At 45.6% G+C, this 26,811-nt stretch carries 19 protein-coding genes and 2 pseudogenes; 13 read left to right on the top strand and 8 right to left on the bottom strand.

Translation table 11 applies throughout. The features are described from left to right. Positions 1–12: 12 nt before the first annotated feature. Positions 13–1,516, bottom strand: a pseudogene (locus tag ACX6CI_RS08750) (IS3 family transposase). A 165-nt stretch (positions 1,517–1,681) separates the two neighbouring features. Beyond that, the gene (locus ACX6CI_RS08755) at positions 1,682–2,023 is read right to left on the bottom strand and encodes a hypothetical protein (RefSeq protein WP_458777774.1); all 342 of its coding nucleotides are present in this window, start codon (positions 2,021–2,023) and stop codon (positions 1,682–1,684) included. 169 nt (positions 2,024–2,192) lie between these two features. Here ACX6CI_RS08755 and ACX6CI_RS08760 point away from each other — a divergent pair, with 169 nt between their 5' ends. The 6 genes from ACX6CI_RS08760 to ACX6CI_RS08785 all read left to right on the top strand — a co-directional run bounded on the left by ACX6CI_RS08760 (position 2,193) and on the right by ACX6CI_RS08785 (position 15,439). Continuing rightward, a complete protein-coding gene (locus tag ACX6CI_RS08760) occupies positions 2,193–2,930 on the top strand; it encodes a substrate-binding periplasmic protein (protein WP_458777776.1) in 738 nt (245 codons plus the stop codon). Further along, positions 2,927–10,372, top strand: coding sequence for a PAS domain S-box protein (locus ACX6CI_RS08765; protein ID WP_458777777.1), 7,446 nt, complete (start codon positions 2,927–2,929; stop codon positions 10,370–10,372). The genes ACX6CI_RS08760 and ACX6CI_RS08765 overlap by 4 nt, the downstream gene beginning before the upstream one ends. After that, a complete protein-coding gene (locus ACX6CI_RS08770; protein ID WP_458777778.1) occupies positions 10,373–11,992 on the top strand; it encodes a SpoIIE family protein phosphatase in 1,620 nt (539 codons plus the stop codon). A gap of 48 nt (positions 11,993–12,040) precedes the next feature. Next, complete coding sequence (locus tag ACX6CI_RS08775) at positions 12,041–12,373, top strand: STAS domain-containing protein (protein ID WP_458777779.1); 333 nt, start codon at positions 12,041–12,043, stop codon at positions 12,371–12,373. A gap of 27 nt (positions 12,374–12,400) precedes the next feature. Then, entirely contained in the window at positions 12,401–13,072 is a 672-nt protein-coding gene (locus tag ACX6CI_RS08780) for a hypothetical protein (protein WP_458777780.1), read from the top strand. A gap of 114 nt (positions 13,073–13,186) precedes the next feature. Then, entirely contained in the window at positions 13,187–15,439 is a 2,253-nt protein-coding gene (locus ACX6CI_RS08785; protein WP_458777781.1) for a SulP family inorganic anion transporter, read from the top strand. A 632-nt stretch (positions 15,440–16,071) separates the two neighbouring features. Here ACX6CI_RS08785 and ACX6CI_RS08790 read toward each other — a convergent pair. The 6 genes from ACX6CI_RS08790 to ACX6CI_RS08815 all read right to left on the bottom strand — a co-directional run bounded on the left by ACX6CI_RS08790 (position 16,072) and on the right by ACX6CI_RS08815 (position 20,233). Beyond that, complete coding sequence (locus ACX6CI_RS08790; protein ID WP_458777782.1) at positions 16,072–16,881, bottom strand: DUF932 domain-containing protein; 810 nt, start codon at positions 16,879–16,881, stop codon at positions 16,072–16,074. A 162-nt stretch (positions 16,882–17,043) separates the two neighbouring features. Next, positions 17,044–17,346 (bottom strand): hypothetical protein, encoded by a 303-nt coding sequence (locus tag ACX6CI_RS08795; RefSeq protein ID WP_458777783.1) that lies wholly within the window; start codon positions 17,344–17,346, stop codon positions 17,044–17,046. 73 nt (positions 17,347–17,419) lie between these two features. Continuing rightward, positions 17,420–17,896: a JAB domain-containing protein gene (locus ACX6CI_RS08800; RefSeq protein WP_458777784.1), complete on the bottom strand. Its 477-nt coding sequence runs from the start codon at positions 17,894–17,896 to the stop codon at positions 17,420–17,422. A 103-nt stretch (positions 17,897–17,999) separates the two neighbouring features. Beyond that, positions 18,000–18,383: a single-stranded DNA-binding protein gene (locus ACX6CI_RS08805; RefSeq protein WP_458777785.1), complete on the bottom strand. Its 384-nt coding sequence runs from the start codon at positions 18,381–18,383 to the stop codon at positions 18,000–18,002. A 110-nt stretch (positions 18,384–18,493) separates the two neighbouring features. Beyond that, a complete protein-coding gene (locus tag ACX6CI_RS08810; RefSeq protein WP_458777786.1) occupies positions 18,494–19,459 on the bottom strand; it encodes a PD-(D/E)XK nuclease family protein in 966 nt (321 codons plus the stop codon). 105 nt (positions 19,460–19,564) lie between these two features. Next, entirely contained in the window at positions 19,565–20,233 is a 669-nt protein-coding gene (locus ACX6CI_RS08815) for a hypothetical protein (protein ID WP_458777787.1), read from the bottom strand. Between the two features lie 520 nt (positions 20,234–20,753). On the opposite strand from ACX6CI_RS08815, the gene ACX6CI_RS08820 reads away from it, so the two are divergent. From ACX6CI_RS08820 to ACX6CI_RS08850, 7 genes and pseudogenes are all read left to right on the top strand, one after another. Further along, on the top strand, positions 20,754–21,506 hold the full coding sequence (locus ACX6CI_RS08820) for a hypothetical protein (protein ID WP_458777788.1): 753 nt from the start codon (positions 20,754–20,756) through the stop codon (positions 21,504–21,506). Next, complete coding sequence (locus ACX6CI_RS08825; RefSeq protein ID WP_458777789.1) at positions 21,503–22,849, top strand: type IV secretory system conjugative DNA transfer family protein; 1,347 nt, start codon at positions 21,503–21,505, stop codon at positions 22,847–22,849. The genes ACX6CI_RS08820 and ACX6CI_RS08825 overlap by 4 nt, the downstream gene beginning before the upstream one ends. After that, positions 22,846–24,240 carry an HD domain-containing protein gene (locus tag ACX6CI_RS08830; RefSeq protein ID WP_458777790.1) on the top strand — a complete coding sequence of 465 codons (1,395 nt, stop codon included), beginning with the start codon at positions 22,846–22,848 and terminating at the stop codon, positions 24,238–24,240. Before ACX6CI_RS08825 ends, ACX6CI_RS08830 begins: the two co-directional genes overlap by 4 nt. Before the next feature lie 8 nt (positions 24,241–24,248). Then, complete coding sequence (locus tag ACX6CI_RS08835; RefSeq protein ID WP_458777791.1) at positions 24,249–24,947, top strand: hypothetical protein; 699 nt, start codon at positions 24,249–24,251, stop codon at positions 24,945–24,947. A gap of 22 nt (positions 24,948–24,969) precedes the next feature. Next, positions 24,970–25,374: a recombinase gene (locus tag ACX6CI_RS08840; protein WP_458777792.1), complete on the top strand. Its 405-nt coding sequence runs from the start codon at positions 24,970–24,972 to the stop codon at positions 25,372–25,374. 1 nt (position 25,375) lies between these two features. After that, positions 25,376–25,699: a hypothetical protein gene (locus tag ACX6CI_RS08845; protein WP_458777793.1), complete on the top strand. Its 324-nt coding sequence runs from the start codon at positions 25,376–25,378 to the stop codon at positions 25,697–25,699. Positions 25,700–26,105: 406 nt separating this feature from the next. Then, positions 26,106–26,756, top strand: a pseudogene (locus ACX6CI_RS08850) (ornithine cyclodeaminase family protein). Positions 26,757–26,811: the final 55 nt, after the last annotated feature.

Here is a 26,811-nt window from a genome sequence, read left to right on the forward strand (position 1 = left end):
TAGTACTCCCTTTTATGCAACAATTAGGTCCTTATCATTTCCAGGGGCCTGGTTTACAGGGTTAAGCTCAACAGCTGTCTCATGATTCCAGTTTCTGCTCTTGCCAGACCATCGTTCAGGATGCTTTCTTCTTGCGGTTTCATACACAGCTTTTCTTTTCTTCAGAAGAACCTTATCTTTACCACGATGGCGCTGTACCGGTGTTACAAACTTCAAACCGCTGTGACGGTGGGAATAGTTATACCATCGACAGAAGGTTGCTACCCATTGCCTGGCTTCGACAACACTATCAAAAGGTTTAGCGGGGTAAATAGGGACGTACTTGAGTGTTTTGAATAAAGATTCGGAAAATGGATTATCATTGCTTACTGAAGGGCGGCTAAAAGAAGGGACAACACCGATTTTCTGCATCGTAGCAAGCATAGTTGCACCCTTCATAGGACCACCGTTATCAGAATGTAAAACGAGTGCATGATTAATCGGTAAAGCTTCTTTGAGACGAGTCTTTCTCAACACATCAGCTGCTTGTTCAGATGACTCATTTTCATATACCTCCCAACCAACAATCTTGCGGCTATAAATGTCCATAAATAGGTACAAATAGAAGAACTGACCTTTTATGGTACTGGCCAAATAAGTAATGTCCCAAGACCATAATTGATTGGGACCATTTGCTGTATAAGAAGCTGGCCGTTTTACTGTACTGGGCTTTGCTGTGCGCCCTCGATGGTGTACTTGGCCAACAGCTCGAAGAATAGGTAAATAGTGCTTTCAGAAGCGATAAATTCACCTCTGTCAGCTAATACAGGAACAATTTGTTTGGGTGGCAAGTCCATAAATTCTTCACTATTGCATATTGAAAGAACTGCACTCCTCTCTTGCTCACTGAGTTTGTTGGCTGGCTTCTTTTCTACTATTTGTCGCTGATCGTCTACACCATTAACACGCCAATACTGTAGTGTACGCACGGTGATATCAATAATTCTACAAGCTTGTTTTTGCCGGGCGCCATGGCACACGGCGGTAGCTATAGAATCAATAGCCATCTGACGAATCTCAGGAGAAATTAATCTTCCTCGTTTTCCCCCCAGACGGCTTCCCACTTTTTTGACAACACCAATAGATCAGCTGTTTCAGCTAAAGCCTTTTCCTTACGATTAAGCTCTCGCTCAAGCTTTTTGATTTTTTGCTTATCTTCACGGCGGTCCTGGCTTTGAACCCTTTTTGCCTGACTACTCTTTTCATACCCTGATAAAGCTTCTATTTTCCATCGGGAAATCTGCTCTCTATACAGTCCTCTACTACGGCAATACTCACTCAATTCAGCTTCATTGAAAGAAGTAGTTTCAATCACAACAGTCAGTTTGTCGCTTGCTGACCAATTTTCAGGCTTATTATCTCTTAGCACAGCCACCCCTTTGTTCCGGTATAATTTTCTCCATTTATAGAGAGTAACATCTGAAACTCCTATTTCACTACTCAATTGTGGAATAGATACTGGATTGGGAGGCATCATTCTTTTGATTACTGATTCCTTGAACTCATCTGAGTAACGTTTTGACACTAGATTTTCTCACACCGCCCATTTGTTATATGTGGAAATATTTTAGGTGCAAACTATTCTGACACATAGGGATTGCTTTCAAAGGGCAAGGAGCAACCCTCATCCGTTGAGGCACGCTTATCCATAAAGTGTCTCAATCCACCTGATCGCTTCAGTGTCATTTACCTTTCCGAGATGTCTTTGAGTTGTTGAAAGATCTGCATGTCGTAGAATCGCTTTGCAGGCGATTTCTATGGCAGCACCAGATCTTGAGACATAAGTCGCTGCATGACGCCGGAGATTATGTCTCCGCAGGTCGATATTGACCATTCTGCCTGCTTTTTTCACCATAGACCAGGCGGCAACGTAAGAAATGGGAAAAATTCGGTCATTGTTGCCGATATCCGTGGCTTTTACGTAGCCGGTTAACCTTTCCAGTATTATTTGTGGAACATAAACCGTCTCCCATGATGTATACAAGACACCTCCGTCACTCATAAAAAGTAAGGAGTCAAGCTTGCAATTTATCTTTAACTATGCACATAATAACAATTATTGATCTCCTCTTTGTTCTCGTGCGAAGATAGTTGGAAAACACCGATAATCGGTACATCTTCAACTCACCACCAAAAAGGAAAAAAGCAAATTTATGAATCTAGTCGTGCTCACTCTACTCTGCTTGCTCACACTCCTGTCAGGACCATCTTTCGCTCAACCAACACTTCAAATTTTTTACGAGGAACGTCCACCATATGCCAGCAAAACGGATATTCATAGTGTTGAGGGGTTGACCGCCACACCTGTTGCCAATGCACTGAGCAACGTAGGTATCCCGTTCAAATGGAAAAAGATGCCTTTCAAACGTCAACTGGTGACCATCAAGGCAGACAAGAAGAACGTATGCGGAATTGGCTGGTTCAAGAAGCCTGGAAGAGAGGAATTTGCCCGCTATTCCATTCCAATTTACCAGGATAAGCCCACTGTCGTTCTCGCTAGAAATGGTGATGATGCGGTTGCCCGCCATTCTGATATCAAAAGCCTCTTTTCCGATAACTCAATTACACTGCTGGTAAAAGACAGCTTCTCTTATGGTACTTTCCTTGATGAACATATAGAAAAAATGCAACCAAAGACGTTGACAGTCATAAGCAGCAACACGGGTGAGATGTTGCAGATGCTTCTTAGCGGCAGAGGTGATTATTTCCTTGTTGCAGAGGAAGAAGCGACAGATTTTTTTCAAAAGAAGGAGTTCTCCGCCTCTCAATTTGCATTTCATCGTTTTCCAGAAATGCCGCAGGGTAATAATCGATACCTGGCTTGCAGCTTTTCAGTCCAACCAGAGATCATTGAAGCTATAAACGTTCAACTCCAAGAGAACGACCTTTGATTATAAACAAGCAGATGCACTGTATTTTGCCACCTCAATTAATGGGATGTTGTAAAAGGTTGAGTCGAGCAGTGGCATTCTTCCTCGTGCTCATTGCGCTACCACTTACCAGTATAAAGGATGTGCATGGCGAAAATGACATAGAGGCCATAGCGGCTTCAATCAGCCAATTCGTTTCACAGCCCTTTTACAACTATGATTCAGACGTCGTATCCACGCTTATCGTCTCGCTTGTAAATACGTACCCCTCAATTATCGCTGTAGAACTGGTCGACACTAATAATGACACAGTTTTTTTCAGCGGATACAGAGAGAGCGGCACCTTCAAGCCTCAGGCCGAATTGCCAAAAGAAATTCTCTCAACATTGAATCGTCATGAATATGATGTGATTTTTGAAGATGAGCCAATCGGACAGCTGATTCTCCACTACGCTTTCATTGTAGAGAACAGAGTACAATTATCACCTGCTGAACTTCAGTGGGTTAAAGAAAATCCTGTCCTTCGGGTCGGCAATGAGAACGACTATCCACCATTTGATTTTGTTGAAGATGGTGAGGCCAAAGGATACAGCATTGATGTTTTACGTCTTATTGGCGAAAAAACAGGCCTCTCTTTTGAGTTTGTTAATGGGTTCTCTTGGTCGGAATTCCTTGAAATGCTCCGCACGGATAATCTAGATATACTCCCGGTGATAAGTAAAACCAAGGAAAGACAGGAATATACACTTTTCACATCCCCCTATATTGAATATCCAAAAGTACTAGTTACCAAACAAGGGGATTTGGCAGTCCAATCACTAGAAGATCTATCACGATCAAGTGTTGCTATCGTAAACGACTACTATTATGAACAGACCGTTCGGGATCGTTACCCTGACATAAGAGTAGTCGAAGTTGGCAGTTTTTCGGACGGCCTTACAGCCGTTCTTGACGGGCGCGCCAGGGCATTTATCGGCAGTCGGGCGGTAGTCGACTATACCATGCGAAAGAAACTCCTTGTTGGGTTAAGGATTGCAGGACCATCGGGGATAGATGATGACGAACGCAACAAACTTCATATGGGGGTGCGAAGAAATCTACCCCAACTCCAGTCAATACTGGAAAAAGGATTAAAGAGCATAACTCCTGAAGAGGAGAAAACGATAGCGAATAAGTGGGTATCTTCCTCTGCAAAACAATCAGCCCAACAAATAGAGGAGCTGTTTGATACACAAATCAGGTTCACGGAGAAAGAGCAGGAATGGCTGAAGCATCATCCAACGTTGTGGGTCGGGGTTGATCCTGACTGGCCTCCCTTTGATTTCATCGACGATTCAGGAAAGCACAGTGGAATTGCAGCTGATATCCTGAAAATTTTTGAGAGGAAAACAGGCATCAGCTTCCTGGTTCAGAAAGGACTATCATGGCAAGAGGTTTTAGCCAGAGCGAAACAGAGAGAGCTGGATCTCATCCCGGCATTAACCGGTAGTCCTTCTCGTTCAACCTATCTTACATTCTCACAACCCTATATCAAGCAAGAGTGGGTATACGTCACCAGAAAGGATCATCCTGCACTTCCACCGCTTTCACATCTTTCTGATCTTTCCGGCAAAGTTGCTCTCGTACGGGGCTATGCTGTAACTGACACCATTCTTGATCAATATCCAAAGTTGAATTTCCTGCTGGTCGACAATGCACGTCAAGGTTTACAAGTGGTGAGCAACGGATCCGCTACAACATTTATCGAGAATCTGGGCGTCGTCAATCACTTGCTGAATACCGGTGGATTCCCCTCACTCAAGCCGGCAGGCTCCACCGGTCTTGAACCGCAGAATATTCAAATTGGTTTTCGCTCTGATTGGCCCGAGCTGGAAAGCATTGTCAAAAAAGTATTTGATTCAATTCCAGATCATGAGCTCATGGTCATTGAGGAGAGCTGGTATATGCAGTCCCAGTTTTCCCACGATGCGCAAATTGATGATTTGCAAACCGGTGGCCTGGTATCAAAGAACGTAATTCTTATCCAGTTAGCAATCGCATGTATTGGGCTACTCCTTCTGATCCGGGCCTGGCAGCGCCTGGAGCGGCGACACGCCATTTACATCTCCCTTGTCTTTTTATTGCTTAACCTGATCTTTGCCAGCTCAAGTGCACTCTATTTCTTCCTCCAAATCAACAAAGAGATTTCAACGGCTGAAGAGAAACGGATTGAATCACTGCACCTTGCTGATCTCCTTCGTCAGACATCCGATGACCTTACGCGGATGGCACGGACTTACGTTGTATCCGGGGAAAAACGGTACTTGGAATACTTTTCAACAATTCTTGCAATCCGTAACGGAGAAGCTCCACGGCCAAAAGAATACCACAATATCTACTGGGACTATTTGAGTGCAACGAACAAAAAACCACGGCCAGATGAACATCCTGTTGCTTTTGAGCAACTCATGAAAGAGCTGGATTTCACGCAACATGAATTCAATATGCTGAACAAGGCAAAATACCAGTCAGATACCCTTGCCTTAGTCGAACAGCGTGCTATTGCGCTCGCCCAGGGACGATACCCTGATGAATCAGGTCAACTTGTAAAACCGGGTCCTGTTGACCGGGAGCTTGCTCTCCAACTCCTCCATGATCAAGAGTACCATGGTGCCAAAGCCCGAGCCATGAGGAACATCGAAGCATTCAGCAAAGCTATAGCTGACAGGACCAACAATGAAATCCTATCCTGGGAAGCAAAGAGAGTACGGCTTGTCAATCTGCTCAAAATTCTTGGGACCTGCACAATTTTTTTGATACTCCTCCTGCTCTTTACTGCCCTATACTGGTTTAGCCCTAAAGCAGAAAAGGTGGTTGGGGCAAGAGAAAAAGGACCTGTAAAGAGCGGGGAGAGAAATGATCTGGTGAGAAAAAGTATCATCAGATCATGGCCGCTACTTCTGGCATCAGCCGGCGCTGCCCTCGCAATCACCCTGCTTGCTCTCAATCATATGAAACAGCAGCAACAACTTGAGATGGCAGACCTCCGCGCAACCTTGCTTACGGTCCTGGATACTACCTCAACTGGCACACGAAACTGGCTCAATGAGCGTCAGCGGGAGGTGAAATCATGGGCACACCTGCCCAGCGTGAGGCATTTGGCGGATAAACTTTCCATAATTGACAACAGTAATCCGGACGAGCAGTTCCGAAGCGCCGAAGAACAGTATACACTCAACACCCTTATGCAGCCCCTTCTGGCAGAAGGTATCTATACAGGATATCTGATAGTACGGGAGGAAGGACTTGTCACAGCTTCAAATGTGCAAGAATACATAGGCAAGACCTTTACAAGTTCAAAAGATATTGCCTTTCTTAAAGAAAGCCTGTCCGGCCCGCAATTTACAGCATTGAGCCTACCCAGGAAACGGGAGGCTGATGATACATTGTTTGGCCAAACTGCAAACATGATGGCTGCTTCCACTATCCCTCTGTACAGGGATAACTCACATGCAGTTCTCGTCCTGTTGATCGATCCACAACAGGATTTTTCCGATATATTACAACGAGCACGCATCGGAGAATCGGGGGAAAGCTATGCCTTCAACCGTCAGGGGGTGATGATCAGCGAAAGCAGGTTCGATACTGAACTTCAAAAGATTGGCCTGCTGAAGCCCGGAACCCCCTCTCTTCTCAACATAAAGCTGAGAAACCCTGGTGGTAACCTGACTGAAGGTTTCACCCCCTCTTTGGCTTTCGAGGACTTACCTCTAACCCTTATGGCCCAATCGGCCATCGACGGGAATAACGACGTCAACCTCGAAGGCTATTTTGACTATCGCGGTGTCCCTGTCATAGGCGCATGGTATTGGGATGAAGAGCTTGGTCTGGGAGTGACTTCCGAAATCGATGTCGCTGAAGCCTATACCTCCATTCGTGAAATACAGCGTCAGACCACAATCAGTCTACTCACCAGCCTGGGATTAATCCTCGCCCTTTCTATTCTCTTTGTGCGAAACCGTATAAAATCTGCTCTCGCTCATGAAGAGCTTGTGCAAAGTGAAGAGTTCATCGCCGCCCAGCTCGATTTTCAGAAGGTCCTTCTCGATGCTCTCCCAAGCATCATTTTCGTTAAAGGACCGGATACACGATACACCGTCTGCAACGCCGCATTTGAAGAGGCGTTTGGAATGTCGCGGGAGTCACTGATCGGTAAGACTGTTCTTGATCTCGATATGTTTCCTCTGGAGATGCGAAATGAGCTTCAGGAACTTGATCAGAATCTCCTGGCTACGGGTGGAGGCATGCAGGAGGAACGTTCTTTCACCCTGGCTAACGGTGAGTCCCGTGACATGCTTCACCTTAAGCAAACCTTCACCCTAAAAAATGGTTCTCCCGGTGGGATTATTGGTGTCTTAATCGATATCTCTGAAATGAAACAGGCTGAACGGGCTGTTAGTGAAGCGGAGGAACGCAGCAGGCTGCTCCTGGAGTCAGTTGGTGAAGGTATTTTTGGGGTTGGTAAAGATGGGCTGGTTAATTTCATAAACCCGGCGGGATTGGAAATGATTGGTTTCTCTTCCGAGGAGATCATCGGCAAACAAATACACCCTATCATTCACCATTCACATGCAGATAACAGTCCCTACCCTGTGGAAGAGTGCCCAATGTATAGATCTTTAACAGAAGGTGTCGAGTTTTTTATAACTGATGAGATACTCTGGAGAAAAGACGGTTCTTCATTCCCTGTAGAGTATACCTCTGTGCCAATTATAAAAGGGGATGAGCTCTTGGGCTCCGTTGTTGTTTTCAGGGATATCAGTGAACGGCTGAAGGCTGAAAGGGCCCTTAAGGAAAATGAGGAAATGTTAAGTAAAATTACTTCCTCTGCTTTGAGTGCAATCATAATGATATCCTCAGAAACAGGGGAGGTAACTTTCTGGAACAAGACTGCAGAGCAGATTTTTGGGTGGAGTGCCAGTGATGCTGTAGGTAAAGAATTAGATGATTTGATCGTTCCGGAAAAGTACCAAATGCAACACACCAAAGGACTGGAACATTTTCGTCAAACTGGAGAAGGTCCTCTTATAGGCAAATCTCGAGAGCTCACAGCCACCAACAAGGATGGTCTAGAATTTCCAATCGAACTTTTGCTTTCAAGTGTTAATCTTAATGGGGTTTGGCATGCAATCGGTTTAATCAGTGATATTACTACACGTAAAAAAGCCGAAGAGGAAATAAGGAAGGCAAAAGAGATAGCAGAGGCAGCAACCAAAGCAAAAAGCGATTTTCTTGCTAACATGAGCCATGAAATTCGCACTCCCATGAACGCGGTGATAGGATTGTCCGACCTGTGTCTTCGCACTGACCTCTCACCCAAGCAACATGATTATCTGGAAAAGATCCACGGCTCAGCCAATTCTCTACTTGGAATAATCAATGATATCCTTGATTTTTCAAAGATCGAAGCTGGGCGACTGGACATGGAAGCAATTCCTTTTGAGCTGGATAAAACGCTCAACAGCCTGGCAACGATTGTCTCGATAAAGGCCAGGGAAAAGGGTATTGAACTTCTGTTTTCAAGGGATCCCGACGTGCCGGTCACTTTAGTGGGAGACCCCTTACGACTTGGGCAAATCCTGACAAACCTCGCCAACAATGCCGTCAAATTCACTGATGATGGAGAAATCATAATCTCAATTGCCCTTGATGAACTCTCAGAACATGAGTGCACCATAACATTCAGAGTTAAAGATTCCGGTATCGGGATGAATGAGGAGCAACTAGGGCGGCTGTTTAAATCATTCTCCCAGGCTGACACCTCTACCACAAGGAAATATGGTGGTACGGGGCTGGGCCTTGCAATCTCAAAACAGCTTGTAGAGCTGATGAGCGGGACCATATGGGTTGAAAGCGAACCCGGTAAAGGAAGTACCTTTGCCTTTACCGCCCGGTTTGGAATTTCTGAACTCAAGCAGAAACCGGCGCTGATCCCGGCGCCTGACTTGCGGGGCACGAAAGTGCTGGTCGTTGACGATAACACCAACGCCCTGACCATCCTTTCAGATTATCTGGAGCAATTCTCATTTGAGGTCAGTACAGCCGAGTCCGGCGATAAGGGGCTGGCGATGATGAAGGCCGCAGACTCACCATTTGAACTCGTATTGCTCGATTATAACATGCCTGGCCTCAATGGTATCGAGACAGCCAGGATTATACGAGATAACTACGGGGATTCAGTAAAGATCATCCTGGTATCTGCCCTCAACCAGGACGATTATATGGATGATCCAGATATCGATTTGCTAGACAACTACCTCTCAAAACCGACAAACCCCTCGCTGCTGTTCGATGTCATAATGGAGGTATTTGGAAAAATCGATTCAGAAAAGAAAGTATCTGAAAAAACAGGGGATATCACCGACGAATCACTTAAAACAATCAAAGGGGCACGTTTGCTTCTGGTTGAAGATAACAAAGTCAACCAGCAGGTGGCCGTTGAGCTTCTTGAACTTGGTGGCTTCAACGTCGATATAGCGAATAACGGTCAGGAGTGTCTTGAGATTCTCGAAAACCAGCCACATGTATACGATTGTGTTCTCATGGACATCCAGATGCCGGTTTTAGATGGATATGCAGCAACCGCCAGAATACGGGAACAACAGGAATACGATGATCTACCAGTGCTGGCCATGACAGCCAATGCCCTCGAAGAGGATAAAAAACAGGCGGCTGAGGCCGGTATGAACGACCACATTGTCAAGCCTATAAATCCCGACCACCTTTTTGCAGCCTTATTAAAATGGATCAAACCTGGTGAAAGAGAGGTTGCTGAAAAGGATCAGCAGAAAACTGCAGCTGATTCAGGCTCGACATCACAGCAACTGCCAGACTCACTCCCTGGTATCGACATTCAGACGGGCACAGGCCAGGTTGGTGGAAATGTCACCCTCTATCTCAAACTACTCAAAGATTTCCTGGCAGACCATAGCCAGGATGGTCAGGAACTGGCCCATGCCATTGAGCAGGAAGATTTGGCAACAGCCGAGCGTATAGCCCATACGCTCAAAGGGATTGGGGGTACCCTGGGTGCAAAGGATCTGCAGGAGAACTCAAAAAACATCGAGAAGCACATCAAAGAGGGCGATCTTGAACAGGCCAGGGAAATATTGTCGGTATTTCGCGAAGCCCTTGAGATCGTTCTGGATGGACTTACCCAACAATTTGGTGAAGAAGAAATCGCACAGAGCGCTTCTGGGAAATCGCCCGATGAACTCCTGGAAATGGTGACTACCCTGAGCACATTGCTGGAAGAAATGGACCCTGAAGCTGAGGAACTGGCGAATAGTCTCTTGGCGGATGTAGGAACGAACAACACATTGCGATCCGTTTCCAAAAAGCTGGTGAAACAGGTCAGCGGTTTTGAATTTGAGGAAGCCCAGGAAACCCTGGCTCAATTAAGAACAGGGATAGAGGAAATGTAGATGGATGAGAGTAAATACAAAATACTGATAGTTGATGATGAGCGGCTCAACATCAATGTGCTCCATGACCTCCTGAAGCCATATTACAAGACCATGGCTGCAATAAGCGGGAAGCAGGCCCTCAAAGCCGCAGAGTCAGCAGCCCCTCCAGACCTCATCCTGCTCGATATCATGATGCCGGAAATGGATGGCTATGAGGTGTGTCAACGGTTAAAGGAAAACAAAAACACCTGTGATATTCCTGTCATGTTCGTCACCGCTATGGGGGAAAGTACCGATGAGACCAGAGGGTTCGAGGTGGGAGCTGCCGACTACCTGACCAAGCCTATTTCTGCTCCAAAAGTCCTTGCACGGGTAAAAACCCAGCTTGAGCTTAAACAGCAGCGGGATGACCTCAAGGCTGCGTACCAGACAATCGAAGCCCATAAAGACCGAATGCAGGAAGAGCTGAACGTTGGTCGTGACATCCAGATGAGTATGGTGCCCCAGCTCTTTCCTCCGTTCCCTGAGCGCAATGAATTTTCTCTTCATGCTGCGCTTATACCTGCCAGAGAGGTGGGCGGTGATTTTTACGATTACTTCTTTATCGACGAAAACCGCATCTGTGTCTGTGTTGGTGATGTGTCAGGCAAAGGTGTACCAGCGGCCCTGTTTATGGCGGTAACCCGAACACTGATGAAAGCAAGAGCCACCGAAGATATCTCTACCGCCAGTATTGTCACCCGAGTTAACGATGAACTGAGTAGCGACAACAAAAAATCGATGTTCGTCACAGTGTTCATAGCGGTTTTTGATGTCGTCACAGGAAAGCTGACATTTACCAACGGTGGCCATAACCCGCCTGTTGTGCGCAAAGCCGATGGTGAACTTCTTCAGCTCACACAGCGCCATGGTCCGGTCTTAGGAGCGATGTCCGGACTCACGTACAAGGAAGACTCTATACAACTGATGAAAGGCGACCTTCTTTTCGTTTACACAGATGGCGTAACTGAGGCAAGGAATTCGGAGAAGAAGTTCTTCGGCGACGACTACATGCTGGAGGTACTCAATCAAACACGAGGCTTTGATACTCAGGAAACGACTGAGCACTTCATTACTGAAATTAAAAGGTTTGAGGACACTGCCGACCAGTTTGATGACATTACTGTTCTAGCGCTGCAATACGCCGTAGCCCCGGATACAGACTCTCTGCACAAAGTGGAGATGAGCATCACTAACGACCTGAAAGAAATTGAATCTGTCAAGGACCGTTTTAAAGAATTCGCTGAAGAAGTTAATTTAGAAACAAGTATTCGAAGAAAATTGAGCCTGGTCTTTGACGAACTGGTCAACAACGTCATATCATACGCCTATGAAGACGATGATCAGCACACAATCCTTCTGACATTTGTTAAGGCTGGTGACAGGCTGATTGTCACCATAGAAGATGATGGGATGCCATTTAATCCGTTCGAGGCTCCCGCTCCTGATACCAGCTCTGAGATTGACGACAGGCCAATCGGAGGCTTGGGGATCCATCTTGTTCGCACGTTAATGGATAAGGCTTCATATAATCGGAAGGTCGACAGAAATGTCGTTACCCTCATTAAAAATCTCACTGTTGATACGAAGGAAAGTTAATTTGTAAGAAACAGCAAAAATACCCAATTCTACAAACAAGGAAGACGTATGAATATTGAAACTCGTGATGAAAATGGTGTTGCGGTCGTTCTTCTCACTGGGGAAATGGATACTATGACCTCACCTGAGGCAGAAAAATTTCTCGGCAACCTCCAGCAGGAAGGTAAAAACAAGATTCTACTTAACTTAGAAAAGCTCGATTTCATTAGTAGTGCCGGCCTTAGAGTCCTCCTGGCTACAGCGCAGAACCTCAAAGGTGAAGGCGGAGAGTTACGGGTTTCCAACCTCAACCCGGATGTCAAAGAGGTGTTTGATATTTCAGGGTTCAGCACCTTGTTGATGGTTTTTGAAAACGAAGCAAAAGGGCTGGCAAACTTCTAAATATCTTTTTTTTACGAGGACATGACCATGGCGTCCACAAGGACGATCACTCCGAAGATTGTTATAATTGGTGACGGGTTGATGAACGCCAGGATAAACCCGGCTAGTCAATACGTGACTGCACAGGCACATCTAGGAAACCGGGAGATTGAACGTCTCTTTGGCTTTGGTTGTAATTATGGTAATGGACCGTTGCCCCTTTTATTGCGGGAAGCTATAAAGGCCGCAGAAGTTGAACCGCGAATAGCAGTCATACTTCTCCAGGACAAACCTCTAAAGAATCGGAGTGAGCCAGGATCTGAAGATGATTTGGGAGTCCCGGTCGAGTTTAAGGATATTTTTGATCAATCCTTGGTGGTTGAAACAGAACCCCGTAAAATTGCGTGGGACCAATTGCATGCTGCTATCAACTCGTTTCTTGGTGATCACGTTGAGGACCAACTGTACACCCCAATCGACATGGTCACCTGCTGGAGCGGGTCTATAAACTCTGGCGGAGTAATGAAATACATTTTGTTCGCTCACCCGGAGGTTCTCCGGCACATGCCCTCATGGATAGTGCAAAGGGAAGTTCCAATTATCTCAACCTTTGGACACAGGAAGCAGCCAAACCGTATGATCTGGCAGCAGCAACCCTGCTTCTTCGCTCAGCAGGTGGAGAAATTTTTGATCTGCACGGTGAGCCAATCAACCCACTGAAACACAGTGGCCCATTTTATGCAATTAACGGAAACGATTTGCATTCATCGCTTCCTGAAATTTTACGCAAATCTCTATTGAGCATCACTTAATTCAAACTGCAAGGGAGCACGCATGGCTTCAACAGGCACAGCAACTTCTAAAGTCAGCACTTCAATTGTATCCGATATCACCGCAGCTGGAATATTCGGTATTCTCAACACCAGCTTTATGGTTTCGTATGCCACCCTTATATTCTCTAAGACCTGCCCTGATTTTTTTGGTGCCGGGGTGGCCTTGTTTTTGGTGGGGGCCTGTGTTGTTTCTGTGATCCTTGCCCTGCTATCCACATACTCTGGTACCATTGGCAGTATCCAGGATGTGCCTGCTGCCATTTCGGCGATTATCGCCTTATCACTTGCACAACTGCTTTCAGCTTCACCTCCTGAGACCCTTTTTGCAAACATTTTTGCAACGATAGCCGTCTCCACAGTACTAACCGGCATAGCTTTTCTTCTACTCGGTTATTTCAAACTCGGCAATCTAGTCCGTTTTATTCCGTACCCGGTACTCGGTGGTTTTCTTGCTGCAACGGGGTGGCTTCTCTTTACTGGAGGTATTCAGGTATCAACAGGAGTTGCCTTAAAGGTCTCCGGTTTAATAACCTTCTTACAAAATGTTCCCTTTATACCGCTGTTCCTTGCCTTGGCTTTTGCAGTAACCCTACTGACCCTGACTGGCAAATACCCAAAGAATATGTTTATTACCCCGGCGACCATCCTCATAACCATTGTTACCTTTATCCTGGTTGCTCTCGCATTCGGTGTATCTATCGACCAACTCAAACAAGACGGATGGCTACTTGGTCCACTACCGGACGGTCCACTGTGGAAAGCAGCAACCTTACCCGATATAACACGCATCGACTGGATGATTGTGTTGCAGCATGCTGGCAGTATTGCCACCATTGTAACATTAAGCGCAACATCATTCCTCCTCAACTCCAGCGGGATTGAGGTGATAGCCGGCAGGGACCTTGATATGAACAAGGACCTGAAAGCAACAGGTATTGCCAACCTGGCAACAGCCATCATTGCAGCGCCTGCTAGTTATGTGCTGGTCAGCCAAACAGCTTTGGCTACACGTATTGGGGCAGTATCGAGGATGGTTGGCGTCATGCAGGGAATGTTCTTACTTCTCGTATTCTTCGTTGGCGGAACATTCCTCGCTTTTTTTCCTAATTTTGTTGCAGGTGGATTATTACTTTATCTTGGGTTGTCAATGCTCAAGGAGTGGGTTGTCGATAGTAGGAAATCTATATCTAGAGTCGATTATGCAATCATCATCAGTATCGTTCTGGTAGTTGAGTTCTTTGGTTTTCTCCAGGGTGTTGCTGTTGGTGTAGTAGCTTCGGTCGTTATTTTTGTTATTCGCTACAGTACAATCAATATCATCAAGGAAGTACGTGATGGCAGCCAGGTACGAAGCAGCAAAGACCGTCCTATAACTGACCAGAGAATGCTTGATTACCATGCAGAGAGTATGCTTGCTTTACAACTTCAAGGTTTTATATTTTTCGGTACTGCTAACAGTCTCTATGAAAAGGTCAAGAACCTGGCATCAGCGGAAGAGAGCCAGTTAAGATTTCTCATAATGAATTTAAAGCTTGTACAGGGTATTGATTCATCGGCAGTCCAGAGTTTCTCCAAACTCGCCAAGCACCTTGAAAAGCAAGAGATTCCTTTAGTACTCGTCAACCTTTCACAATCCATTGAAATGACACTTAGAACAAATGGTTTCACCCCGGAAAACTATCCTTCGCTTCACGAATTCGCGGACATGGATCATGCCACCGAATATTGCGAAGACAGGATAATTGCGGTTGAAACTAAGAAAATTCAGCAGGCAAAAGATAGTACACAGGGGCTCGGGGAGTCTATGCTGGGAGCAGTCTACTCAGATATGATGGCTGCCCTGGAGATTCAGGTGATGTTTGAGAGTCTGACTGAAAAAATGAAACCTTACCTCCAGGAAATGGCGGTGCGTGAAGGTGATCAACTGTATGCCGAACATGATGAGTCCAGCGATATTTTCTTTATTGTACGAGGCCAAGTCACACTCTCTCGAAAAGACAGTGAAGGGAAGCTTAACCGAATTCGAACACTCGGTCCCTGGACTATCACTGGAGAATTGGGTTCCTATCTTGGTTACCACGCCCCGTATGATGCCAACGTGGTTAAAAGTGGTTTGGTATACAAGTTAACAGATGACAATCGGAAGAAGATAGAGCAGGAAAACCCGTTGCTTGCTTCGGAATTTCAAAGATTGATAATCACCATGCTGGGTAACCAGTTGATGAAAACCAGCCAGATTATAGGTGATAATTAGAGCATACTTTTAGGATCTACCGCACAGATCAATTTCGTCAAATTTTAGAACACTTTCTGAGAGGTTAGAGTTGCAAGGTCGGATACAGTCGCTCCCAATGGAGCAACTGCAGACTTAAGCTTTCCAAAGACTCTCTTCTATCCTTACATTCAAACTATTGCTCCATTTGTAGCTGTGCTCAGGACTGGTAGTAGATACTGATTTTTCGAGAGAGTCTTGTTAGGCAGAGAGCCACATACCATGGCACGATCAATCAACCATCAAAAATAAAAACGGTCAAACTATATTGTCAGCCGCCAACAGCGGGTACATTGGCTGCGAACTGATGTATCTGTTTTGTATGTAGTTATATTACAAACCAGCCTGTACGACGAAACGATTGGGTCGAGTAATCACCAGGACTATTTAAAATTTCTGTCAGAATTAGATGCCTGCCCCTTTCCTTCTGATCACAATAATGGAAATCTGAGTATCCATCAGACTCTCTTGCAAGGTAAAAATTTGACCTGCATACATGAACACTTTGACCAGTGAAGCAGTTTGTTAACAAGCCTTTTCAAAATAAAAAAGCCGCCTCCCCGAAGGGAAGCGGCTAGTAGTCAGGGGGGCAAGGTTAAAACCCTTATTTGCTTCTATGCAATTTCCTTAGCAAGTTTTTCCATTTCCTGAGTCAACACCCAGAGGGCTTGGTTTAACTTAAGATTCTTATCTAGGGCTTTTACCGGTCTGGTTGTTACCCTTCGTCTTCTCCCGTTTGTTCCGACTTTAGATCCGCGTAAACCGCCATCGATTATATTCTCCTGAATTCGATTATAGGTATTCCAAACATTAGGTCCCTCATCTTCATACCTTCGTGTTTTCAAAAGATCATCAGGTTGAACAGGAGCTTCATCACGCTCATCATAAACCAGTCGATGGGCTGATTTGGCAAATATACTCTGTGCCTCGGGGATGAGTTCAATCTGCTTCAACTCATCCATCTGACCAGCAATGTCACCTGCAGATCCTGCAATTTGCACGGCGGACTGCATAAAATCATCTGGGTTAAATCCAATATGCTTATGGCTGAAATTGGCATATTCATCACCAACAACCAATCCATTTCCACAAACAAAGCGCCAAATCCCAGCCATAAGTTTGAACGAACAACCTCGATCATGGCTGTTATAGAGCAGGAGATCAATACGCTCATCTCGCATGATCAAATCTGGCTGTGCAAAGCGTATCAGATGTTTTTGATATCCATTACGTGCTCGCTTCCTTACCCCTGACTGCGTGGCAAAGATAGGCTGCCATCCTACGTCACGTAACAGGTCAATGGCCTTCACTGTAGGAACAAAGGAATACCTGGAAGAAACACCCTCCATAGGTTCCCAGGCTCCAGCTGCAGGTGCCATTTCGATGATATCGTCGTTTGAAAGAATTGAAATATTGCGTGTCATGGCCTTGTCTCCATTTGGTAAAAATAAAACAGGGACAAGACATACCTCCCCAACGGGGGCTGTATGCTGCCCCTGTTGAGGGATACCTGCCTGTTGGCAGTTATTGTGTTGTTCTACTTATGGTTGCAGATATTCTGGTTGTTCGTTCTTTCTCATTCCGTGTTACAACCCTTTGAAAATCCATGTCCCAAGCACCTCTATAGCCTGGCCTCTGGTGACAACCTGAAACCGACCGCCTTTTTCCGACATTTTACCCAGAAGAAAGCTGGCATTTTCAGTTCCTGCTCTGTAAAGCCAGGTCAACGCCTGCTGTCTCATGTTTGCTGCAGTACGCTTGCAAATGGTGGTTGCGTGAGCTGTACGGATCAAAAGGATTTCCCCGTGCACGTCACTAAGTAACTGATCACTGACCAGCTCCCGGGGTTCCGCAACAGTAACGGGATGGATAGCTTGTGCTGTTTGCATATCTTGCCTCCTTAAATAAAAAAGGGACAAGACTCCCCACCGGGGCAGAATTGCCCCTGGTGAAAGGGAATAGTTACTTTAACAAACCAAGATCCATGAAGGATGTAACCTCATTGCCGACAACAAGGTGATCAAGCACCTTGATTTGCAATGGATCCAGAAGATCTTTGAGCTTTCTTGTTAACTCAATATCCTCTTTACTCGGTGTAGATTGTCCAGATGGGTGATTGTGGGCAATAATCACTGCCGCCGCATCATAGCTGAAGGCAGCCTTAACCACTTCACGTGGATGCACAGTATTGCAATTAATAGTCCCGGAGCAAATCACCTCAAAACCAAGACTGTTATTAGCGCTATCCAGAAACAGACATGCGAACACTTCCACACTGTGCTTCCGGATTTTCCAGCCCACTGCTACCTTGGCATCATATGAAGAGCCAATAAATTCGCCTTTTTCAAGACGCTTGTCACTGAGTCGACTTGCCTCCATAAACACTGCATCTGCTGGAGCCGGTTGATATTTTCCTTTTTCTTCTTGTATGTAGAGCATTGATTGATCCTCCAAATAAAAAAGGGGAATCAATGCCCTTGTCAGGGGTATGATTCCCCTGGTTAATGGGTTCTCTCAGCTTTTATTAGGAAGGGGCAGCATCCTAAAATGGAACTTCATCCTGGTAACTCGGGGGAGCTTCGTTTCCAGAATATCCATTGCCGCCATCTGAATTACCAAGCATCTCTATTTCTTTGGCATGAATCTCTGTGATATAGTGCTCTACATTGTTTCGATCCGTCCATTTTCGTGTTTGATTCTTTCCCTCCACATAGACTTTTGAGCCTTTTTTGAGGTACTCAGTGCAAATACTCGCCAGGTTTCTCCAAGCAACAATTTTGTGCCACTCAGTTTTTTCCTGCTTGTTTCCCTGCCCGTCTTTCCAGCGCTCAGTAGTAGCCACTGAAAATGAACATACAGGTGTACCGTTTGCGTCCCGAAGTTCAGGATTGCTTCCAAGATTGCCGATTAAAGTTGTTTTTTGCATGACTTCTCCTTGTAATAAAAATGAGCCAGGAGAACATCAAGGTCCCCACCGTGGGGAAAATATTCCCCTGGTCGGGTTGGATTGGGTAAAAATTAATCCGTTGGACTTACTTATTTTGGAGCTCTTCTAATATCCAAAAAGGAAAACGTCGAAGGCTCTTGAAACTCTGATATAGAGGTACCATTCTCAGCTAAGAAATTATCCAGGCTGGTCATATCCAGATTCTGTCGTGTACGGGTTGCCTTTTTGAGAAGATAGCCTCCAGCCCGGAAATTTCCTCTGCCACGAACCATGGTGAGCAAGATCTTCTTCTGGGTAGCGACTTTTTCCTTGTACTTCTTCTCCTTTTCTTTCAGTTTTTGAAAGTCAGCGATAAAGTCATCCATTTCAGGAATATCATCTGCTGCAAACCTAGGACACGTCCTGATATGGTTACAAAAACCACACAGCGGTCCTGGTTCTGTTTTCAGTTCTATTTTTTGTCCTTTCAGGCTTTGCTGATAGTCATTCCAAATAGATTCAGCCCGCTGAAGTAATCCATTGTAAAGCGTGTCCTGCGGGGTATAGCCGTTGTAAAAACCAGCGTCACCTTCGTTTAGATCAAGAGATAATACAGCCCCTTTGATCGTATAATCAGGATACTTTTCAGCCAGGGCTCCCATCTGCAGATAGAGCTGCGACTCCCAGGAGCTGTACGGCTGATCCGGTATCTTTCCGGCTTTTACTTCAAGGATGGATTTGATCTTCTTCTGCTGCGCGGTGAACACAAAGTCGATATGCACCAGTGCCGGAAGCTTATCGGTGGAAATATCCACTTCCACCTGTCGCTCATAATTACTGAATCCGGCTGCGGTAAACGCTGCTGCTACAATATCTTCGGCCATGTGTCCCCGCTGAAAACGTAACAGGGTAGCCAGGTCATGCTCACAAGGATAAATCCTTTCAAGAATTACCTTTCGAGGACAATATCCGACATCGGATGCGCCCAGGTAATTCCGTCTATCACCAAGTGTTTCTTCGGTATGCTGCTTCGAGAGAAGCTGTAAGCTGTTATGCAGGGTATGTCGAATATCCATTCTGTTCTCCTTTGATAAGCCGAGAGAGAAAACACGGATATCCCCATGAGGGAAAGTGTATTACTCCCTCATTTGATTGATGTCTTGTTGTCTTAAAAGTTAGCGTTAGTGTACGGCGACCTCCTTATACCAGTTTTTCTCAGCTCCATCCCACCGGAATCCAACAGCTTTCAACAGTTCTTTCTTGTTGAAGGTATCTCCAATGGCAATAAGTCTTCCATTGAGCTGCTGATAGTCAACACCGGCGATTTGAGGGCCGGGCTGGGGTGGTGTCTGTGGATCCGTGGTTTGTGGTTGCTGTGGCAGAGACTGTCTATTGTTTGCTGGAGGCCTGTTTCCAGAACCGCTTTTATATACATCTTCAAGCAATCCTCTGTAAGCATCAGAACCAATAGAGACAAGAGAAAAACACTTCTGAAGAGCGTCGGTAACGGCACCTTTGTAGGCATCGCCAACGTTTTTCTTCACAATATTCATTTGCCCTGTCTGAGAGCCTTTGCAAAGCCATTCGTTTGTTATGCGAATAAAGAGCTTCACTTCCACCACTGCCTGGAAATCAAAAATTTCCTTGCTGACAATTTCATAACGCCAGTTCTCAGGCTGCAGGATTTCATTGACCGCATCAAAAACGTACTGGGGCTTGAACCCGTACCTGATCTGACCGATGACCTTGCCATCTCTGTCTTTGAACATCACTTGCTGCACTGCTTCGGAACCGAAGCTCCGCAACTGTGCATTGATCTGTTTTACTGTCTCGGAAAAATTCTCTGACATTGCTGTTTCCTCCTCGTTGTCTTTTTCATTAGGGAGGGAAAACAACACTACCCCTGGGGGGAGCATATAATTTCACTCCCTGATTTGGGGTTTACTTATATCTATGAGGAAAAAAGTCTCAGTGAGGCACATAAAAGTGCTGCATCAAAAAGACGCAATTCTCCTGGACTATTTTCTAAGGAAAAAAAAGGGGGCAGAATTTTTAGTTCAATTCTGCAGGGGTAGTTGCCTGGGTTTACAGCAGGGAAGTTCGCATCCGCGATTAAACTTTACTGACCAGACATGCCGTGCGGCTTTGAAAACAAAAAGGTTCCAAGGGTCATCCACAAAACAAAAGAGGTTCAATTATATGATTAAACATTTTGTCTGGAGCCCAGCTAGTTCCCGACTTTGCGGGATTACTTGAAAGAATCAAGTGGAATAATACTACAAAAATATCTCTTTTTGGGGGAAAAATCAAAGAAAATGTTCCGCCCCTGGAAAAGAGTATATAGGAGGGGAATTTTTCGGAGCGAAAATTATGGGAGCGACATTCCACCAGATCATCGATGCGTTCGTAGGTAAATACGGCCTGACCAAGGGACAGGTGATAGCTGAAATTGAACGAACTTTCTCTTCCATGCTATCACGCTGGCACCGGAAAAACGTGGTGGTTGTTTTCACAGACGACCAGCTTTTATCTCTCGGCTATCACGATGATGCTGCAGGTCTAATCCAAATGCCGATTGACCTCGCAACCATGCGCGGCTGGAACACCATCAAACGGATACTGGAGAAAAATCTCAGTACAGCAGCCTGCATGGACGAGGTCTACAGATATAAGCGTAAAGAAAAAGACATAGTATGGGGAGAGATTATCTCACGAAATGAGAAGAGATTGGGGATCGAGCTGGATATGGAATTCGGTGTTTCACTTTATGCGACCTGCCCTCTGCAATATCTCGGTAAACATGAACAGAAGCAACTGCTGAAAGGCGACAGGAAATATTTTCATATCCGAAGGATTGAATCAGTAATGTTTGGTGATATCCCTCGAACACAAGTCACGGTCGACCGGGTATCAAAAACTCTTGTGGTCAAGCTCATCAAGCACCAGTTGAGCCCGAAGCTTCATGAGATCAAGCTCCGTTGTACCAAACGCTATGTAGGCCATAAGAGCTTTATCCAGTCCAGTCGGTATCTCCCTAAAAAAGTGATATTGGAAGCCGCAGACGAGCTGGGTGAGCATATCCAGGTGAACGTGATTCGGGAGAGGAAGTCGCAGAGCCCATGATATTCACACGCAAAAAGATTAACGAGTATGCGGTTGAGCTGGGAAGCGGAATCAACCTTGAAGCTCCCGAAACAATTATGCAGATCAGGTATCCGGATAGTTACCGAAAAGCCCACTTCTGGTGTTTTGGGACCACCAGGGTTGGCAAAACCAGAGCTATGGAAAACATCATCGAGCAGGATATCCGCAAAGGTTATTCGGTGGTGGCCATTGATCCTAAAGGCGATGCTGATCTGTTTTCTAAAATTGTCCAGGTCGCCTTCGAAAATGGCCGGCAGGAGGATCTCATGCTGATAAACCCGATCTTCCCACAGTACAGCGCAACCCTCGATCCTCTATCCTCATATTACATGGTTGAGGAGCTGGTTGCGCACATCACTGCAGGAGTAACAATCGGCAGAGAGCCATACTATTACAGTGTGGCCTATGAGGTGAGCCTGCTGGTTGTGCAGTCACTCATCATGCTCGCCCGGGCAACAGGACAGAAGCCATCGTTTAATCTCAGCGATATCAAAAACAACATCGGTCATGACGATCTGGCTGAACTCAAGGAAAAGCTCGACTATATCGACGATCCGGAGGCTGAACAGATTTCAAGAGATCTGGCAAAAATTCTGGTTACCCCGGCGGAGTTCAATTCCAAGGTGGGTAGTTCCCTTCGTGTAGCCCTCACCGAGCTGACCTCTGGAAATATCGGCAAAATTATCGGTCATGCCGAAGAGGATCGATTCATTGAGCGACTGGAGGCTGATAAACCTGTCATCCTAGTTGTTCAACTCGGCTCACTTCTGACTAAACGTGCTGCCTACTCTGCTGGGAAAGTCCTTATCTCCATGCTGCAGGCCTTCGTCGGCCGCAGGTATTCCAGCGATAAGCGGGTTACTCCACCCTTGGCACTGCATATCGATGAGGCTCAGTCGGTTCTCTACCATGGTATCGAGGATCTTTTTGCAAAGGCCGGTGGTGCTGGGATCTATATCCATGGATACTGCCAATCCATCAGTCAGCTCTATTCAGAGATTGGCCAGGATCGGGCCAACACCATCCTTGATAACTGTAACACCAAACTGTTCATGCGGGTACCAGACACAAAAACAGCAAAATATGTCTCAACCCATCTTGGTGAAAAGCGTACCTATAGCCCAATCATCTCTCTTGGTGGTGGACTCTCTATTCGTGAAACAGAAGAAACCCGGATCAAACACACCGAACTGTTAAACCTGGCTCCCCGGCAATTTTTCCTCACCACCTATTCCGGTGTGTACCGGGGAGTAACCAGAGATGTATCGGAAGCCTCTATTAAAGTTGTTTTCCCGGATGTACAGGAGGCTCTCCAGTCATGATCAGTTTCAATGAACTCCTCATTGCGGCCATTGGTTCCCTGCTCTTCTATATCCTGAGCATTGTGATTTTCGGCAGGAAACAACAGGCAGAACATGATCAACAGGAAATCCCACTGAGCAAACTTGCCGGCATCTGGGCAGAAAGCAAACAAACCGGCCAGATTCATATCAAGAACATTGCACCCTTATGGCGGAAAAGCACAATTACCGAAGAAGAGCGCTCTGAGTATCTTTTTAAATATTCCAATACAAGGGAGTGGTTTCAGGAAAACATTTCAGATCAACCATGGTTCAACCAAGCAGAAGCCCATACAGAAATATGCTACCAGCTCTTGCGAATGCTTGAGTCAGAAGATCCCTGCCCGTCTGTTGTCAATCCATCCAATGATGTTGAAGCCTCCTGGGATACAAATACCTACAACATGCTGGGCAGGACATCGCTTCTTGACCACAGCCTGCATGTTGCCGAGCAAACTATTGATCTGCTGATTGCTGCTGAAGCACATCACGTCATTCCCGATACCATGATTGCCGCACTTGGACATGATATCGGCAAATTACCTACCAACAGAACCCACCTATACAGTCTGGGAGAGCATCCTCTAGCAGCAGGGCGACTACTCGCTGAAATTAAATTGTTTGGGCAACTCTCTCGCAAAGAAGAAATTTCAAAAGCAATCAAGCATCACCATATGAGACCTGAAGGGTTGATTGGTAAAACCCTCAAAAAAGCGGATCAAAAAGCCAGGCAATTAGAACTTGAAGAAGCTGTTAATCTGCAGAAACAACAGGAAGAATATGGTGAAGATACTGCACATAAATCGGTTCCCCTGCCAGCACCAGAAAACAGTCTGGCAAGACAGGCTGATGCTGATATTTATGGCGGTGATGAAAAAGCTGGTTCAAAAAACAACAATTCTTCCGGGGCGATTAACCAGATAAATATCTCAAACTGGTTTGAGGCAGGAGCATTTCTGGATGAACTGAAACCTTATATCAACCGACTTGAAGGCAGGAGGTTCATGGCCTTCTCCATGCCAGGCGGTTATGTCTATTTCCAGATCCGAGTCATCGAAGAAGTAAGCAGAAAACTGGCCGAGAAAGCCGGTGCAATGGACATCGCCACCATGGCAGACAAAGACAAGTCCATGCAGAAAGTCCTCTTCAGTGTGGTGGAACAATTTCGGAGCGGCCACAACATGATCGCAAGAAACCTTATCAAAGATCAGTATTTTGGCGGCTATTTCACCATTAAAATGAAGAGTGGCAAAACGATGAAGGGATATTTCGCACCCTTTAAAGCTGAAGCCTTTGGCTCAATAGCTGAACTGGAAAATAGTAAAAAGGGCATTCTCAAAAACTTTGTATCCGTTGATGTGTATAAGAACTGAGGGAACCCATGCCAGGAAAAGACGATTACAGTACAAACACTACGATTATTCCTCTCGGTAGCAGCGGCGGTTACAGGCCACGCAATATTATCAGCGCTATTTCAGAAATCCAGCAGTTCTACGTCATAGAGAGCCAGGGGCAGAATATCCCCTCTGAATTCCTGACCCTGGAAGGCTCACTCGACCTTTTCAAAATCGGGATGAGAAGCGGATTTAACGAGGGGCTGTTTATCGTCCTTCTGTTCCCTGTTTTCTCTTTTTACCTACTGCCCTTCGTTCTCGAAACCTCGGATCCATTCGCCAAAGGCATGGTGACGCTTGTCCCCTACCTACCCCTGATTATCAACACTGTACTATGTGTCTATATCGGAAGGTATTACATAGGCAACATAACCCGGCGGGCCATCAACTCACTGTTCATTGGCAGGGGCATGGTGCTGCTGCTGAAAGGGTTCCTGATCTATGTGATCTATCAGATAGTCTACAAGCTGAGCACTCCAGAGTATGTCTGGGCTGTTGCACAGAAATTCAGCCAACCAGAGAAAATATACCAAGGCTATTTGGAAATTCTCCCTGAGTTGGTTCCCCTGGCCACCGAGACAGCTGTGGGGATGTGCTTTGCAGCTATCTCACCGTATATCGCCTCCTATGCTCTGGATAAATGGAGGCTGTATAGAGCAAATAAAAATATGCAAAAAATACAATAATCAACACTTGCAGGAGATGGAAATGACAGAACAGAAACAGGTAGCCGGAAATGGGAAAAGCGGAAACAAACGCACAAGACCAACCCGTGAAGAAATACTGGAACGGAAGATCAACATGGCAAGGGAGAGAGGAGCCAGGGTCATAAAGGTTAATTCGCCGCTTGGATCAATAATGTTCAATGTACTTCGCCAGTTTGACCAAGCCTATGCAAGCTTTAAAGGCAAACTCGGCGAGCCCGGTGGAATTTCCCATGAAGACGGTGCCCAAATGATGGAAAAAGCAAGGGATATTACCATAGATTTTTCTGATTTAACCAGAGAACTGAGCAAGAAAATTGGTTTTCGTTACTACATACCTGAGGAGTTGAAAGCTGTGAAGGTGGATGATGACGTAAAAAATGATGGGCCATTTTTAATAGAGAAATAAGATGATTGAAGCGCAAACTAGAAAAGCATTCCTTGAAGAGGCAATTCCTATCAATCCTCCCCTGCCAGAATATTTCAATTCTACTCCAAATGAGGAACGACCTGATTGGCAGATCGAGGTGCTGTGGAATCGACCGTTCATTGAGACAACAGCCTTTTTTAGCAATGAGGAATTTCGGGAGGACTGGTACAAGCACTGGCCTTCAGGAATAAGGTATGATGCCAGGTGTTTGGATGGTGGTGCATGGGACAGGTCCACTTGCTGGGGAATGTTCCCCACCCTTACTGAAGCTATCGAGTGTTGTAAAAATGGACCAATGTGGTGAAGTAATCCTTTGCGACATCCCCAATACCATGATGCATTTTCCTAACAACACTCCACGTGACTACCTTTCGAAGTGCAACAGTAACAACATAAATGTATACGATGCTCCAGCATATTGAGATAGTCATGGATTATGTTGCGCGATTAGTTATGTTGTTAGCGTCCAGCTCAGCCGAGGCTGAACCCAATCCTACAACTAACTAAAAATACCAGAAATAACATTTTAGTTAGTTAGAGCGATAATATGCAGGTATACTCTTCGGACATTTCCCGGGTGGCACTAAAGACAGTAATGATAAACAGGGATAACCCTTCCAAGGGGTTGCCCTTTATTCATGCTATGGTCACGCTTTTTGATTCTTCCACTGGTGCACCAGTCGCTTTGATAATGAGAGGTTATTACGGCAATGCGCACGGGAGCAGTTTCGGGACTGGCGACAAAGCTCTTTTCAAGAGAAGATTCTAAAGTCGCTGCAATTATAGGAGCAGATGCCCAGGGCGAAACGCAGCTTGAAGGTATATCCTGTGCCAGAAACATTCAGAAAGCATATGTTTTTGACCTGCAACGGGATCGCGCTGCAGCTTTTGCTTCAAAAATTAGAGAAAAACTTGGATTTGAAGTAGTTGTTGCCTCATCCCCTGAGGTTCTATCTGAAGCGGATATCATATGTACATCCACTTCCTCTCCAAAACCTGTTTTTAATGACGCAAACATTAAGAAAGGACCCTATATAAAAGGAGTTAGGTAATACAGAAAAGACATGGCGGAGACACCTTTTGAAACGATAAGACGAGCTAAAGTTGTCGTTGATCAGAAACAGGGTTGTCTTGCTGAAGCAGGAGACCTGACCCAGCCAATAGAACAGGGGCTGTACAAAGTAGATGACATCCATGGTGCATTAGGCGAAATTGTAACCAACCAAGTTAATGGTAGGGCGAGCCAGGATGATGTTACAGTTTTTAAATCCGTAGGCATAGCTGTTCAGGATTTGGTCACCGCAGACCTGGCACTTAAATTGGCTGAAGAATCAGAGATCGACCAGCAAAACACGCTATAAATATACCAACGCAAACCGTTAAAGAAAAAAACTACACCATGTAAGCCTGCCCAGT

Source organism: Desulforhopalus glucosivorans (assembly GCF_054397165.1).

Bases quoted from the DNA above. Each gene is read 5' to 3' on its own strand.
- ACX6CI_RS08795 (WP_458777783.1), bottom strand. From the start codon at position 17,346: ATGCAAACAGCACAAGCTATCCATCCCGTTACTGTTGCGGAACCCCGG.
- ACX6CI_RS08840 (WP_458777792.1), top strand. From the start codon at position 24,970: ATGACAGAACAGAAACAGGTAGCCGGAAATGGGAAAAGCGGAAACAAA.
- ACX6CI_RS08805 (WP_458777785.1), bottom strand. From the start codon at position 18,383: ATGCAAAAAACAACTTTAATCGGCAATCTTGGAAGCAATCCTGAACTT.
- ACX6CI_RS08815 (WP_458777787.1), bottom strand. From the start codon at position 20,233: ATGTCAGAGAATTTTTCCGAGACAGTAAAACAGATCAATGCACAGTTG.
- ACX6CI_RS08800 (WP_458777784.1), bottom strand. From the start codon at position 17,896: ATGCTCTACATACAAGAAGAAAAAGGAAAATATCAACCGGCTCCAGCA.
- ACX6CI_RS08830 (WP_458777790.1), top strand. From the start codon at position 22,846: ATGATCAGTTTCAATGAACTCCTCATTGCGGCCATTGGTTCCCTGCTC.
- ACX6CI_RS08790 (WP_458777782.1), bottom strand. From the start codon at position 16,881: ATGACACGCAATATTTCAATTCTTTCAAACGACGATATCATCGAAATG.
- ACX6CI_RS08845 (WP_458777793.1), top strand. From the start codon at position 25,376: ATGATTGAAGCGCAAACTAGAAAAGCATTCCTTGAAGAGGCAATTCCT.
- ACX6CI_RS08785 (WP_458777781.1), top strand. From the start codon at position 13,187: ATGGCTTCAACAGGCACAGCAACTTCTAAAGTCAGCACTTCAATTGTA.
- ACX6CI_RS08760 (WP_458777776.1), top strand. From the start codon at position 2,193: ATGAATCTAGTCGTGCTCACTCTACTCTGCTTGCTCACACTCCTGTCA.
- ACX6CI_RS08835 (WP_458777791.1), top strand. From the start codon at position 24,249: ATGCCAGGAAAAGACGATTACAGTACAAACACTACGATTATTCCTCTC.
- ACX6CI_RS08780 (WP_458777780.1), top strand. From the start codon at position 12,401: ATGGCGTCCACAAGGACGATCACTCCGAAGATTGTTATAATTGGTGAC.
- ACX6CI_RS08775 (WP_458777779.1), top strand. From the start codon at position 12,041: ATGAATATTGAAACTCGTGATGAAAATGGTGTTGCGGTCGTTCTTCTC.
- ACX6CI_RS08810 (WP_458777786.1), bottom strand. From the start codon at position 19,459: ATGGATATTCGACATACCCTGCATAACAGCTTACAGCTTCTCTCGAAG.
- ACX6CI_RS08770 (WP_458777778.1), top strand. From the start codon at position 10,373: ATGGATGAGAGTAAATACAAAATACTGATAGTTGATGATGAGCGGCTC.
- ACX6CI_RS08820 (WP_458777788.1), top strand. From the start codon at position 20,754: ATGGGAGCGACATTCCACCAGATCATCGATGCGTTCGTAGGTAAATAC.
- ACX6CI_RS08825 (WP_458777789.1), top strand. From the start codon at position 21,503: ATGATATTCACACGCAAAAAGATTAACGAGTATGCGGTTGAGCTGGGA.